The sequence below is a fragment of the Pontibacter sp. 13R65 genome, from assembly GCF_047525655.1.
In the GTDB taxonomy this organism is placed as follows: domain Bacteria; phylum Bacteroidota; class Bacteroidia; order Cytophagales; family Hymenobacteraceae; genus Pontibacter.
This window is the reverse complement of the sequence record NZ_JBLIQL010000009.1, coordinates 88,806-103,344: the sequence shown is the minus strand read 5'-3', so window position 1 is coordinate 103,344 and position 14,539 is coordinate 88,806. Positions and strand designations below refer to the sequence as shown.

At 44.2% G+C, this 14,539-nt stretch carries 8 protein-coding genes; 3 read left to right on the top strand and 5 right to left on the bottom strand.

The genetic code is table 11. From position 1 onward, the window contains the following. The first annotated feature begins 65 nt into the window (after positions 1-65). Positions 66-1,148, top strand: a complete 1,083-nt coding sequence (locus ACMA1I_RS12800; RefSeq protein WP_337068746.1) for an acyloxyacyl hydrolase — start codon at positions 66-68, stop codon at positions 1,146-1,148. A gap of 348 nt (positions 1,149-1,496) precedes the next feature. On the opposite strand, the gene ACMA1I_RS12795 is transcribed toward ACMA1I_RS12800, so the two are convergent. After that, positions 1,497-6,542, bottom strand: coding sequence for a C25 family cysteine peptidase (locus ACMA1I_RS12795; protein ID WP_337068745.1), 5,046 nt, complete (start codon positions 6,540-6,542; stop codon positions 1,497-1,499). 25 nt (positions 6,543-6,567) lie between these two features. Continuing rightward, a complete protein-coding gene (locus tag ACMA1I_RS12790; RefSeq protein ID WP_337068744.1) occupies positions 6,568-7,665 on the bottom strand; it encodes a PorV/PorQ family protein in 1,098 nt (365 codons plus the stop codon). 252 nt (positions 7,666-7,917) lie between these two features. Here ACMA1I_RS12790 and ACMA1I_RS12785 point away from each other — a divergent pair, with 252 nt between their 5' ends. Together ACMA1I_RS12785 and ACMA1I_RS12780 are read left to right on the top strand one after the other, a co-directional pair. Next, positions 7,918-8,262: a PadR family transcriptional regulator gene (locus tag ACMA1I_RS12785; protein WP_337068743.1), complete on the top strand. Its 345-nt coding sequence runs from the start codon at positions 7,918-7,920 to the stop codon at positions 8,260-8,262. Then, positions 8,259-10,796, top strand: a complete 2,538-nt coding sequence (locus ACMA1I_RS12780) for a GIN domain-containing protein (RefSeq protein ID WP_337068742.1) — start codon at positions 8,259-8,261, stop codon at positions 10,794-10,796. Before ACMA1I_RS12785 ends, ACMA1I_RS12780 begins: the two co-directional genes overlap by 4 nt. Before the next feature lie 417 nt (positions 10,797-11,213). Here the strand turns inward: ACMA1I_RS12780 and ACMA1I_RS12775 are convergent, their stop codons facing one another. The 3 genes from ACMA1I_RS12775 to ACMA1I_RS12765 all read right to left on the bottom strand — a co-directional run bounded on the left by ACMA1I_RS12775 (position 11,214) and on the right by ACMA1I_RS12765 (position 14,357). Continuing rightward, complete coding sequence (locus ACMA1I_RS12775; RefSeq protein WP_337068741.1) at positions 11,214-12,641, bottom strand: CCA tRNA nucleotidyltransferase; 1,428 nt, start codon at positions 12,639-12,641, stop codon at positions 11,214-11,216. Between the two features lie 92 nt (positions 12,642-12,733). Continuing rightward, on the bottom strand, positions 12,734-13,306 hold the full coding sequence (locus ACMA1I_RS12770) for an L-threonylcarbamoyladenylate synthase (protein WP_337068740.1): 573 nt from the start codon (positions 13,304-13,306) through the stop codon (positions 12,734-12,736). Between the two features lie 142 nt (positions 13,307-13,448). Further along, positions 13,449-14,357 (bottom strand): glycosyltransferase family 2 protein, encoded by a 909-nt coding sequence (locus tag ACMA1I_RS12765; RefSeq protein ID WP_337068829.1) that lies wholly within the window; start codon positions 14,355-14,357, stop codon positions 13,449-13,451. Positions 14,358-14,539 lie beyond the last annotated feature (182 nt).

Here is a 14,539-nt window from a genome sequence, read left to right as displayed (position 1 = left end):
CCTTACCCGTGATTTTTCCTGCACCCTTGTTCTTACCCAAAGCTGTTCGCTTTTGTTTACTAGCAATGTGGCTTATTGCTACTTCTGCCTCCGATCTTTCTGCACAAAACTCCGAAGCCGATGAAAAGGAACCATGGTCGTTTGGGGCAAACGCTCATTATGGAGCCCTGTTTCGGTACCGCAGTGGCTTGTCCGTTCTGAATTTTACTCATCCGTACAGCATAGAGCTTTATGCCAACCGGCATACTATCGGCAAGCGCCCCTGGGAAAGAAAATACAGGCATCCGCAATTAAACTTTGCCTTTGGCTACTATAATTATGGCCTTGCAGAAGAACTGGGTGAGGCCTTTTCGCTTACGGCTTCTCTAGATAACTCCTTGGTAAAAACTAGCAATGGCAACCTGCGATTTAGTCTTGGCTCTGGCCTGGTATACTCTACTAAACATTATATAACAGGTGTAAACGAACGCAACATGGCCATTGGCAGCCAGTTTTGCTTTGCCTTGATTGGCGGCATACGCTACGAACACCAACTCAACGATAAACTGTTTCTGAACACGCACCTGGCTTTCCGGCATTTTTCTAATGGCGGCCTAAACAAACCGAACAATGGCATGAACTTTCCGCTGGTTGGCCTGGGGCTACGCTACCAGCCCAGAGAAGTCAGGCTTCTTCCTGCCTCCGATAGCTTGTCTGTTTATCCGGATAGAAGACTTCGCCTGAACCTGAAGCTGGCCATGGGCAGAAGAGAGGTGCTATATGAAGACGTAAAAACCACTGTGCGTTCTGTATCATTGTATGCCAGCAAGCAGGTTTCCAGAACCAACAGTATCTTGTTAGGCGCCGATGCTTTCCATGATGTAGCTCTTACCAAAGAATTTCCGAATGCACTTTTGCCCTGGCCTGAAGAAGAAACGGATCCCAGAATGTTTGGTATTACCCTTGGGCATGAGTTGCACTTTGACCGTACCTCCTTCTTTTTTCAGTTTGGCCATTATTTGCATGAACCAACAGGGTTGTTTCCCAGCAATTATCAACGATACGGCCTCAAACACCTGCTCACAGATTATGTATCGGCTAATGTTATGCTAGTGGCGCATACTAAAAAGGCTTATGTCATAGAGTGGGGCATTGGGCTTCATCTTTAGCAAGGTAGGCCGGCAAATTATTCTAATGAAAACAGCCTCTCGGAGGCTTTTTGTGAAATTAGACTTAGGCCTAATTTAAGCGGCAAGATTTTTTTAACAAGCATCCTCTTTTCTTCTAATTGCCAAGATATTTATAGGAGCTGCGGACACTGTGAACCTAGGCTCTCCATTTCCAATTTAGCACATCAGCACATTAAGTAAATTATTCTAATGAAAATGACCTTCAAGAGGTATGTTGTCGGTTTCACCAACAAGGTTTCATCGTACCGACTAAGGGTTTCAGGCACTGCAAGAGCTAAAAAAAGAGGCTATCTCAAATAAGATAGCCTCTTTTTTTAGCTCTTGCAGTTATCTCAGAATATACAACTTACCGTAGCCATTCTTAAACGCCTTATCACCGGCAGTCGCGCGATGCTTCATCTCTTCTTCCGTCTGCCCCATCACTACACGATATAAATACACGCCATTGGCCAGCTTATCACCGAAAGTGTCTGTACCGTCCCAGGCATATTCCGATTTGTTATTACCAATCCGGATTGGTCCGAGCTCCTCCTTCATAATTTCTTTCACTACTTTACCGGTTACTGTCATAATCTGGATTTTCAGATCCTGCGGAATAGTCATTCCGGTAAGCGTAAAAATAAAATTCGTTTTAGTAGAGAAAGGGTTCGGGAAAGGGTAAAAGTTGGTTACAGTAGATTCTTTTACCACTTCAAAGCTAATCCGGTAAGGCGAAATGCCCGATGGAATGCCAGCCACATCACGCGCTCGTACTTCCATGGTATAAATGCCATTATTTAAGAGAGTAGGCTTATACTCCAGCCTAAAATCGTTCTTTTCATCGGCAGGATAGTATCGTACCTCCTGCGGGTTACCCATTAACTCCACATCCGTTTCCACGCCAGCTTCATTTACTAGCACCAACGACATACTAGCAGGATCTTGCAAAAAACTGTGCCTGTTTTCGTCTTTCACAGTAATACTGATCAAGGGGCTCGGCGATACAAGCTCCCCATCCAGAATATGAATACCATCGAAGGCTACGTTCACAATAGGCTGCAAGCGAGGTTTAACGTTAAAGGGTACCTCAAATATGTTGTTGTAATATTGCTGCTCCAGCAGTATTCTCGGATTTACATATATACTTACTTTATAAGCTCCACTAAGTGCTAGTGTAGACATGGTATAATTGAAGTGAGCTATTTGGTTCGCCGCTAAAGGTGCAATTTTGAGCTGCGACTTCGTTGGTTGCATTCCATCGCCTGTTACCGTAATCTCTACCGTAAGCGAATCTTTGAATGCGACATCTGAAACGTTCTGAAAGGCCATTGGCACAGTAATAGAGCCGTTAAGGGCCTGTTGCGTCAGGATCTCTTCGCTCACCTTTACAAGGTCAGGCCTTATAACTCCTTCTGGTGCACCTTCATACTGCACCATCCACTGCTTTAGCTGTGGAGCTGTACGTGCCGCAGTATCTGCCAGAAAGGCAGAAAGCTGCAGGTAAGGATACTCAGTTGCATTTATACTGGTCAGATCAATCGTTCTTTCGGAGGAACTTGCCTCTAGCTCTTGCTGCTCACCAGTTGATGTTATGCCATGTACCCGTAGTTTAAACTGGTCGCCACTGCTAAGGCGCTTAATATCGCTGAAAACGCTGCCCCACTTCTGAGCAGGCCCTATTATAGATGAAGTTATAGTTCCAGCTGGCCTTTTGGATTCCAAGGTAACCCGCAGCACTGCCGCCTGGGAGGTAGCCGGGGTTTCGTCTTCTGCCGATGCAGACACCTCTTGTGCAGTTCCTGGAGCCGCGCCTTTCCGCCCAACCATCGCAAACGGATACCCAGTCTGTAAATTATCGATCAGGGAAGATCCAATGCCTCTGAAAGCTGCCCGTAAGGTGGCTGAGAAATTGCTAAAAGGCACGTTATTCACACTCATTACAGCAACATGCTGATTGGCTGGTATTGCCTTCAAAAATGCTTCTACTTTCGCTATATTAGCCGCAGTTCTTAAATCACCAAATTCGAATACATGAGGGTCCGCCGAGCAGCCTGTTTGACCTGGAATATCTGTCATGGCCTCCAATGTTATATCGTTGAAGACCATAAAATATAGCCGTGGCACAGCGGATGCATGTGGACTACCGCACCTGGCTTCCATTTCGTGTAGATTAACATACATTCCATAGGTTGGAAGACTAAATCGTATATCGCCTCCAACAGTTCTAATCTCAACAACTGACTGAGTTGGATTAAATTCCCAGGCTAATGATTCAGCTCCTTTGTTCTCTATATCTACTGTTACGGCCTTAGTAAATTGCCCATAATGGCTTTGCGACCATCCCGGAGTTCCATTTGCTATGTAACGGAAGGAGCTGGCCGCCCATAACGTATCTTCACCGGCTTCATATTGCTGAAATCGAGCACGCCAATAGTATACAGTGCTGTCTTTTCCACTATTTATAGTGGGCAACGAAACCTCCCACGACGGCAAAATAGTATTTTGAGCCGTAAACGTTTGTTTCAGGCTGCTATTAAAAGCCTGTGTAGTATCTATCTCAAAGTAATACCCTTTTCCTTTACTATCCTGGCCGGTGGCTTGTATGGTGAGTTTAACTCTATTTGTATTCACCACACTATAATCCACTGGGCTAAGTACAAGTAAACCATTTATCGGAAAGAAATGCTGGAAGCGAATTATGTTATTTTCTTTATTAAGTTCTTCTATCTCATTTTCAGGATCAAGGGTAACTTCAAATGTATTCATACCCATAGAGGCAACCCCGGTATTTTCAATGTTCAACTGAACTCGATCTTTATTTAATATTGGCTTGACTTTAATAGAATCAATAGTTAGCACGGTGTTATCCGACAAAGTTCTTTTTACCGACACCTTAATTGAATTTGGCACGGCTTTGCCAAGGTTATTTACACCCAAGTCAATAATAAAATTTTCTGTCGCAGCTGTCAGTAAGCCGCCATCTGTTGCTGCCAGGCTTACCTCACCATCTACAAAAAGATAGTCTGGTTTTGCCGGAGAATATGGCTTGATAGCTGGGTCACCCTGCAACACAATTTGAGTTACCATGGCAACAGCTATATCGCTGCTGGTATTTCTGGTAACTCTCCTGATTGCTTCCTGCTGAATCTGACCTATAGAATTTCCATAAAAATTAGGGTCCTGAAAAGCAGTCGCATAAATATTTGAGGAATACAAGTTTAGAAAGTTTGCATAACCGGCCTCCGCATGGGCCATAAAGGCCACCGCTCCTTTATCCGGAGTATGTAGCCAATCTTCTCCAAAAGAAATATTTCCTGGAATAAAAGCATCGCCGGCATTACAGCCATTCATAATCATAATTGGATAGCGACCTTTGTTTCGGTACCCCATTACGGCACTCGACACAAAGCCTATATCAAGATCTGTAGTACCAGGTGCACTGTGTCCAAAAAAAGTAATCAGCGATAACCCTGCATTTACCTCTTCCGATACATTTACACTTTCTACCACCTCACTTACATTTTGCCGGTACTTCTCCAGAACATTGGCACCCAAAAAGGGCCCCTTCGCGATTTGGGCATAGTTGCGCAAATAAGAGGAAATTTGAGTAATCTCATTTGTTTGCTTTCCTCCACCCAGTTGCAAGATGTTCTTCCGCCACGGAAGCGCCTCCGGCAGGGCTTCATACTCTTTTACCTTATTTAAATAATGAATAATGCTCTCGGGTTTTGTGACTGCTAATCGCCCGGTAGGAACTTGAGGCACATAGGAGGAGTTATGAAAATCTGCTGTAAAAAATACATCCGACACTGGCGCCAACCCCGTAGGCACCAAATCCATCTCATATACCTTTGGATGCCGGGCACCAACCTGATAGTAGCTGAATTTGCCTGGATATATTGTCCAATTATATTCGTCCCCTGCATATTTCAAGCCTTTGCCAATAATAAATAAATGCTTTTGCCGGGAGGATGTCAACATAAACTTCATCATTCGGCGAACTGAATTAGCAGAATATTCACCATAATGGAATTGATCCACAATTTGGTCCATGTGCAACAATAATGTATCGTATCCTCCTCCTGCTTGTGAAGCTCTGAAAGCTGCATACTCTACTGGAGCAGGTATTGAACTCCCATTCACAGGCTTCATTAGCCTCTTGTTTGTGATGATAAGGTAATTGTGTGCATCGGGATCTATGGCCCTGAAGTTGATGCGTTGTATTTTCCCCGCTGGTTTAAAAGGATTAGCAGTATTAGCCAGCAGAATTTTCCGGCTCGTTTGGTTATCTGGAATAACAAAACCTTTTCTATTACTACCTTGCACATGTCCTTCTATTCTTACAGCATTTCCTGTATCTGTAACATCATATGCCACTACTGATGTGGGCATCGAAGCATACTCATAGTAGGGAAAAGCACTACGAGTTGAATCTGTGTAAATCATTAGTGAGTTACCAGAAAAGATGGTTTTCTGAGGAAACGTTAATCTACAGAAAGAAAGGCTAACCTGATTTGCATCTCTACCTCCTGGGTCAGTCTGAAAAATAAACCTACTTTGCGCCAGGTTAATATCATTAAATTCTAATTGAGATTTCCCTACCAAAGCGCTATAGCCATTCACCTGAAGTTCAGGAGATACCTGTCTAAGTGAATTTGTGGCAGTACCAGCCTTAATCACGAATAAATGGAGAATATTATTAACGGTTCCTACTCCATAGTCTAGTATAGGTTTGGGTCCGGAACTTTCAACATTTGTAATACCTGTTATGGTATAATTCTTAATATTTCGAGATGAGTGGGAAAAATAGCCTTCGCCTTCATCCATCCACGACATTTTGTTGTCAGCATAGAATTTACCATAATAGTACCTTTCAGGTGCGGTAAAAACCACCTTCTGCAAATGGTAAGGCTCTGGACTACGCCCATCTACAGCCGGATTAATAACACGCATGCGCTTGCCACCTTGAGGAGAATATGTCAGGAAGTAGGTAGAAGTGTCTGTATAAAGGCTATGATACTGGCTCACCTGGTGAGCGGGGTTTTTATACAACTCCCGGTCCATTGCGCCATCGTTGCGTTCGCCAAAGAACTCAATATAACTTTGAGGACCCAGCTGACCTGTTTCTTCTCCGGCTACATAAATAGAGACTTCTTTACCTCTCCTGAATAGTTGAAAATGCCTCGGGTCTACGGAAGACAAGCCCATACTGTCGAGCAGAGCAAAGTTGAGACGATGAAGGCCTGTGTTAACTACTTTAATTTTGTAATATGGCTGGGAATAATTGATCCACTCGTTCCCATAAACACCCTGACCCTTGGCATTAAAAGCTGTAAAACAACATACAAGCACCAGCGTAAGCAGGAAACCCTTTGTGAAAAGATTAAAACTCATTTTAATCGAAAAACTTAACGGTGAATTAATTAAAGGCGTAGCCAAGGGATACTATAACGGAGGAAATATTGGCTCCGGCAACAGCATTACTCTCACTATCGTTGATGCGCGATAAGGCAAGATCTATATTTAGGCCATTGGTTTTGAGCCCAACGCCGAAGTTTGGCTGCATTCGTTGAGAGGTGCCGCCGTTAAAATTCCTGTTTTCCTGATAGTTGTTTATGCCACCGCGGACAAACACTGTGTTGGCATAAGCCAGCTCAAGTCCTACATGCGGATCTATTGACACTACATCAGTTTTAACCAGCACATTACGCTTGCCATCGAAAGTAAAATCAACATCGGTAGCTATAAGAGCTCTCAGCTTGTCGGTGAAATGGAAAGTTTTGCCTAGGCCTAAAACCACGCGCGGCAAGGTAAGCTCAGCTGTGTTCTCGGGCAGGTCGTTGCCGGTTTGCAGGTAGGCCTCTTCCAAAGCCTCCACATTATGAGTCCAGGCGGTAAAGGTGGTGGTAATATCTTTGGCCATGATCCCAAACTGCCAGGTACCACGCTGCAACTGGGCGCCGGCATCAAGCCCAAAGCCCCAGGCATTGGCGAACTCCCCAACATTCCGATAGATTACTTTGGCATTAGCCCCCAACTGGAGTCCTTTAATAAGGTTGCTCTTTTTAGCATAAGAAAGCAGGAAAGCATAATCTGCCACCGAGAAGAACCGGATGCTGTCGTACTGAATGTAACCAAACTCATTCTGAAGCCTTCTGGTATCAGCAATATCGTCTACACCAAGCCTGATAACCGATAAGGCAAGGGCACTGGTGCTATCCAAGCCCATGGCAAAGCTGCCATAATCGTTTTTAGCGATTCCGGCAAAAAGCTCAGAGTGCATCAGAGCCACATTATACTTGTTTTGCATGCGCAGCAGGCCTGCCGGGTTCCAGTAACCAGCAGTAGCATCGTCGGCCAGAGCAGCCTGCACATTACCCATACCCAGGGCACGTGCACCAATACCTATGTTCAGAAATTCATTACTGTACTTGGGGGTAGAAACCTGTGCCTGTGAGGAGGTCCAACTCCAGACTAACAAGACTGCAAAAAAACATTTCAGGGTAAATTTTAACATAGAGGCAGGTACGGGTTAATCATTTTGCATTTCAGGAAACGCTTATCTAGTTCAAAATTGAAACTCTAACACCTCCCAAGGTTAATTAGTTGACGTGAAGCAAACTTTATTTTGCGCAAAAATACTCATTAATGTGAATTATCCTTTTTATCGAAACACACAAAGTAAAAATAATTCCATTATTTTACACACAGTACCTTGCGTTACATAGTACCTTTTATTATATTTGCTTATTGATTAACCAGTAGCATCATGAAAGTAGAGAACACACAAGTGCAGATGCGGAAGGGAATCCTGGAGTTCTGTATTCTGGAAATTATCTCCAGAGGTGAGGTATATGCATCGGATATGCTGGAGGAGTTAACAGCGGCCAAAATGATTGTGGTGGAAGGGACTCTCTACCCTTTGCTGACACGCCTCAAAAACGCCTCGCTCCTGGACTATAACTGGGTAGAGTCATCTTCTGGCCCTCCCCGAAAATACTACACCCTCACCGAAACTGGCCGAATCTTCTTGGAGCAGCTACGGGCAACATGGCAAGAACTTGTAGCATCAACTGAACACATCATCCAAAACAAAAAATCGAAGGAATCATGAAAAAGAACATAAGCATAAACCTGCAAGGCGTCCTCTTTCATATAGAGGAGGACGGTTACGAGCAGCTTAGCCGCTACCTCGATTCCATTAAAGCGTATTTTTCGAACTACGAGGGCCATGATGAGATTGTAGCCGACATTGAGGCTCGCATTGCCGAGATCTTCTCAGCTCGTCTTACTCCATCGAAGCAGGTAATTTCCCGTGCTGATGTGGAAGCCTTGATTACACAAATGGGTGATGTGACAGATTTTGATTCTGAACCATTGGAAGAAGAGCAGCACCACAGCACTGGCAGCTATGGCACCAACGCGGCAGGTGAAGCTGGCCCTGCGAGTTCCTCCATTTACGACCAGGCTCTGCATGGCCCTAAAAAACTGTCAAGAGACATGTCGAGGAAAATGATTTCTGGCGTAGCGGCAGGTATTGCCAATTACCTCAACGTGGACCCGATCTGGATCAGGTTGCTCTTCATTGTGTTGGTATTTGGCGTGTCGTTCACTACCTCCCTTTTCTGGCATCATAATAACTTCAGCTTCTCGGTAGGAGGTTTATTTATTTACATCGGCCTTTGGATTGCGCTACCCGTTAACTACAACCTACCCGAAACAAACGTAAAGCGGCTTTTCCGGGACCCGATCGATAAAAAACTAGGCGGCGTTGCAAGTGGCATAGCGAAGTTTTTCGGAGTAGACACCACTATTATTCGGGTGCTGTTTCTGTTGTCGATTTTAATAGGTGGCGCAGGTGTTATGCTTTATATTATACTATGGATTGTGGTGCCGGAGGCCAGTACACTTACTGAGAAAATACAGATGCAGGGAAACCCGGTAACACTTTCAAGCATTGAACAATCTCTCAAAGATAACCTCAACCTGAAAGACCACTTCGGCAACGACAGCGCCACAGCAAAAGCACTTAAAACCCCACTCCACCTCATCTCGCAGTTTATTCACTTTCTAAGTTCTGCGCTAGGGCCTATCTTCCTGTTCCTGCTCGCGCTCATCCGGATTGGTGCAGGAATCATGTTGCTGGTTATTTCTATCGGTATTGCCATTGCTCTATTTACTTCCCTGTTTGTATCGATGGGGCTTATACATGAACCTGAAAATTTTATGTTAGGCGCTTACCCGGCCTCCCTGCTAATGGAGGGCTTTCCCAGGCTCGGATTGGTGGCAGGTTTTATGGTTGGTCTGATTCCGGCTATTCTCCTGATGCTTTTAGCCATCGGGCTTCTCTCCAAGCATTTTCTACTGCGCTCCACAGTTGGGTGGTCGTTGTTCGGGGTGTGGCTGATAAGCTTGTTTTCGTTAATTGCTGTAATCGTGATTTACAGTCAGAACTTTATGCGATCTGGCGAGCTCGAAATAGTAAAGCAATACAATGTTGCTCCTTATGCTACAGTTACACTCGATGCTTATAATACCAACCTCGATTACCATAACCTGTACATTGCAGGCGTTAAAAGCCATGCAGGAAATAATATAGAAGTGATCCAGCGAGTAACTGCCAAAGGCCGGAACGAAGCAGAGGCCAGGCGAAATGCCCAAATGATATCCTACGCGGTGGTACAGCGCGATTCGGTACTACGATTTGATAACAGCTTTGACTTTAAAAAAGGGGCTGCCTTCCGCGACCAGGAGCTGAACCTAACGCTGCTTGTCCCACAGGACAAACCTTTAAGACTTACCAGGAGCTTCCTGAACATGTTGCCAAGCTCCCTGTTTGCAGTAGAGTACAGCCGCGAAAAAATACTGCGCAATACCTGGCAGGCAAAAGGCGATTACCTCACCTGCCTCACCTGCGAGGCCGACACCTTAGATACAGTAAATACTACTGCGTTTGCCAATGCGTCGGAAACGATGGGCACAGCTAGCAGTGTGCTCTCTGCCATGGACGAGTACAGCAGCAACGTTAGATCCTACAGCGAAAGCGACTTTGAGAAAATAAAAATATCAGGCAATTACCACCTCCAGATAAAGCAAGGCAGCGAGTATGACCTTCAGATACGGGCCGACGAGGACGAACTGGAAAAACTGAAAGTATCGAAAAGCAATGCTGAATTACGAATAGAGCCTCGCCAGAAGTATTTTAATGTATTTAACGATAGCAAAGCTGTACTCATTCAAATAACGGTACCGGACTTAAAAAAACTGGAGCTCAACGGGGCCTTAAGAGCAGATATTGGCAGAATAGAAACCAACTCGCTGGACCTGTATTTTTCTGGAGCTACCAAATCGGTAGTAGACCTGCAGGCTAACAGAATAAAACTGGACATTTCCGGTGCCTCCACTACCACTCTCACAGGCCAGGCTCAGCGTATGGACCTAGATATATCTGGTGCAAGTAAACTGATGGCTGCAAACTGCAAAGTAGAAGAAATCGAAATAGAAGCATCGGGAGCAAGCAAGGCAGAGATACACGCCAACCGCCATCTGAAAGCAGAAGCCTCCGGAGGAAGCTCAATTGCTTATAGCGGCACTCCAGGCTATTTAACCACCGATGTGTCAGGAGCTGGTAAAATTAAACGGCTGTAGGCAAAGGTTTACCCTGAGTTAATACAAGCCTAAAATAGGTCCGCAAGGCTAATTTCATTAGAATAATTTAACCAATACACTGCTTTTAAAATTAGAAACTTGAAGGTGTGAAAGTTAAAATATTCTGTTTCATTGGCTGTTTAGGAACTAGTTACCAACTCTCAACTTTTAAAGCTCTATGTCCTGAATCTCTGAAAAAGGCTCCGAAAGGCCTAAATCATTAGAAGAATTTAGGGTTAAATACTGCATAACAAGTAGACACCAAATACCCCTCTACCCCATTTAACCAATTTAAAATAAAACTTTACTGCCACACCAGCACCAATACCTACCATTAGTACAAAATAAAACAACCTTACAGTATATAGAAGGCTTCTATATTATCGTTATAACAGCAAGTAAGTTTAATGAGTTAGTTTAGTTGTTTGATGAGTGAACCTGGTGAAGCCCCATTTCCTTCCCTTTCTCAAGAAGGAATGCAAAGGCTTCACCAGCTTCATTTTTAACGGTACCTTCGAGAATTGCCTCAGTCAGAATTTCCTTTAGCTCACCTACGGTTTTAGATGGCTTTAAACCAAAAGTTTCCATAATTATTTCACCAGTAATAACAGGTTGGAAATTGCGGAGTTTATCACTTTCCTCCACCTCTACCAGCCGGCGCTCTACTTTGTCGAAGTTTTGCAAGTAGCGTTTCACCTTAGTATCATTTTTAGAGGTGATGTCGGCACGGCAGAGTTTCATCAGCGCGTCTATGTCGTCGCCTGCCTCAAACAGCAGCCGCCGGAGAGCAGAATCTGTAACGGTGTCTTTAACCAAGGCAATTGGCCGCAGGTGCAGCCTTACCAGTTTTTGCACAAAGCGCATGTGCTCATTCAGAGGAAGTTTCAGGTCTTTGAACAGTTTGGGCACCATGCGCGCGCCTTTCTCCTCGTGCCCATGAAAAGTCCAGCCCACCTTTGGCGAAAAGCGTTTTGTATCTGGTTTGGCTATATCGTGCAAAATGGCTGCCCACCGCAGCCACAGGTCATCCGAAACTTGCGCTACATTGTCTAAAACTTGTAAGGTATGGTAAAAATTATCTTTATGAGAGTTGCCTTTTATAGTTTCTACGCCTTGCAACTCCGTCATTTTTGGAAATATAAGGTGTAGAAGTCCTGAAGCAAAAAGTAATTTAAACCCATAAGATGGCACCGGCGAAAGTACTATTTTATTTAGCTCATCCGTAATACGCTCCTGCGACACTATGCGAATGCGCTCTTTATTGTCGATAATAGCATCAAAGGTCTCGGGAGAAATGTCGAAACTTAGCTGACTGGCAAAACGGATGGCCCGCATCATGCGAAGCGGATCGTCAGAAAAAGTAATATTGGGCTCAAGTGGTGTCCGGATCAACTTTTTCCTCATATCGACTTGCCCGTCGAACCGATCTATCAGTTGCCCGTAAGTTTGCTTATTTAAGCTAATGCCGAGGGCATTAATGGTAAAATCGCGCCGTTTCAAATCATCTTCCAATGTTCCGGCTTCTACTTCGGGCTTTCTAGAATGTTCCCGGTACGACTCTTTTCGGGCTCCAACAAATTCTATTTCCCACTCGCCATCGCGCAGCATAGCCGTACCAAAATTCTTGAAAACAGCTACCTTCGGTTTGTGAGGCAACAGAGCAGATACTTTTTCGGCAAGTGCTATGCCATTACCTACACATACCACATCAATGTCTTTTGAAGGCCGCTTCAGCACAAGGTCACGTACAAATCCGCCTATAACATAAGCTTCTACGCCAAGCTCGACCGCTGCTGCGGCCACTACTTCAAAAATGGGATGTGGTGGTAATTGTATCAAGTTCATTTCAAAAATTAAAGCCTCAAGTAACTGGCTTGCTACCTGAGGCACAAAATTAAACGAATAAACCGAAACCGCTACTTTCTCGGGACTGCTCCCTAGTCCCTTAGTATTTTTGTAGCCCCACTTGCTTCTATTTTTATAATACGGGAGGGTTGTGCCGGAGCTGCCTCATCCTGCCTGATGCGCACTATAAAATCCACTTTGCTTTTTATTTCATCCGAGATTTGAGAAAAGGTTTGCGGCGTAGGCTCACCGCTGGCATTGGCTGAGGTAGATACGATCGGGCGTCTGAACTGCATTAGCAACCGGTGGCAGAAATCATCTTTCGGAATTCTTACGGCTATGCTTCCATCTGCAGAAACCAGTTCAGGCGGAAAATTTTTAGCATCGGAGAAAACAAAGGTGGTAGGCCTTTCCTGGGTCCGGAGAATTTCTTCAAAATTTTCCGGTACTTCTTGTACATAGCGCTCCAGCATGCTTACATCGGCCATGAGTACTATCATCGCCTTTGATTCATCACGCCCCTTAATCTTATAAATTTTTTTTACAGCCTCTGCATTAAGCGCATCACAGCCAATTCCCCACACCGTGTCGGTTGGGTATAAGACCACATTGCCTAATAAAAGCTCATCTTCTGTTAGCTGTACTTCCTTCAGGAGTTGGTTCATTTTAAGTTCTAACTTTATACTATAAAATACTTCTACGTAAGTATAGACAAAATCAGACCATTTTAAAGCCTAAGCTATTTATGTTAACTAAAATATAATTAGAAAAGGGTGCTTCTTGCAAAGTTGGTACTGGTAATTTGCATTATATGCGGTTGGTCATCATTTTAAGATACACTTTGGCTATTTTATAATAGAGGCTCAACCCTCCTCGGTGCATATCTAAGGTATGCTTTATATGTTCCTGTACATTCTGTTTGTTATGGGTGGCGTGCCAGATATTGTTGGCCACACTTACACCATAATGTGCAAAACACATTTTCGACTTTTCCAGCACGGCCTCCCGCTGCTCTTCTGGTAAATGTTCTTGAATCAGTTCCATGACAAAAGCTATGTCTGACAGGTACTGCCCGTTCATAAATTTCTGACTCGAAATAGACTCTATGTGCTTCCGGTAATCGGCTAAAACTGTAGGTGTATAGGCAACCGGATAGTGTTTGGCAATTCTTACCCACATTTCCCAGTCCTCGCCATACGTGATGCCAAAGAAGCTACCTAACTTTTCATATACCTCCCGTCGCACTACAATAGAGGCATACTGTATTCGCTGCCTTTCTGCAATTCGAACCAGCCAGTTTTGCAGAATTCCCTCCTTTTTCATCTCAAAAGGCTGCACATAGTCAACTTCGCCGGCCTCATCCATATAACTGAACCGGCAGAAAGCTGCTCCTGCTTCAGGGTACCGCTGGAAAAGCTTCCCTATTTCCTGATAGTATCCTTTTCTTATTCTATCATCGCCATGAAGCAGGTGTACCAGTTTTCCCTTGGCACGGTTAATACAAGTTTCGAAATTGCGAAGACTCCCCATGTTCTCCGGCTGCCGATAATATTTAATTCTGCCTTTTCCTATCTGCTCAACCATCTCCTTTACATTCGCATCGGTACTGGCATCATCTATCACCTCTATCTGCATATCCTGCTCTGCTATACTCTGCATCAACACACTTTTCAAAGTTTCAGGTAGATAAGCAGCACAATTGTAAACAGGAATCATAACAGACCACAGAGGCCGTGTCTCATCATGAGCTAAGGGTGCAATAGCAGGCGGAGTTAAGGGTATTCTATTCACAGGATTAATTGTATAGCCAAATATCGAAAAAAATATTTTTTTTATACTATTACAAGCTGGCTTATTTGCATTAAAAAATAAATTATTTGTTATTTTCGTTTAACAAT

Bases quoted from the DNA above. Each gene is read 5' to 3' on its own strand.
- ACMA1I_RS12800 (WP_337068746.1), top strand. From the start codon at position 66: ATGTGGCTTATTGCTACTTCTGCCTCCGATCTTTCTGCACAAAACTCC.
- ACMA1I_RS12785 (WP_337068743.1), top strand. From the start codon at position 7,918: ATGAAAGTAGAGAACACACAAGTGCAGATGCGGAAGGGAATCCTGGAG.
- ACMA1I_RS12765 (WP_337068829.1), bottom strand. From the start codon at position 14,357: ATGATTCCTGTTTACAATTGTGCTGCTTATCTACCTGAAACTTTGAAA.
- ACMA1I_RS12795 (WP_337068745.1), bottom strand. From the start codon at position 6,542: ATGAGTTTTAATCTTTTCACAAAGGGTTTCCTGCTTACGCTGGTGCTT.
- ACMA1I_RS12790 (WP_337068744.1), bottom strand. From the start codon at position 7,665: ATGTTAAAATTTACCCTGAAATGTTTTTTTGCAGTCTTGTTAGTCTGG.
- ACMA1I_RS12780 (WP_337068742.1), top strand. From the start codon at position 8,259: ATGAAAAAGAACATAAGCATAAACCTGCAAGGCGTCCTCTTTCATATA.
- ACMA1I_RS12770 (WP_337068740.1), bottom strand. From the start codon at position 13,306: ATGAACCAACTCCTGAAGGAAGTACAGCTAACAGAAGATGAGCTTTTA.
- ACMA1I_RS12775 (WP_337068741.1), bottom strand. From the start codon at position 12,641: ATGAACTTGATACAATTACCACCACATCCCATTTTTGAAGTAGTGGCC.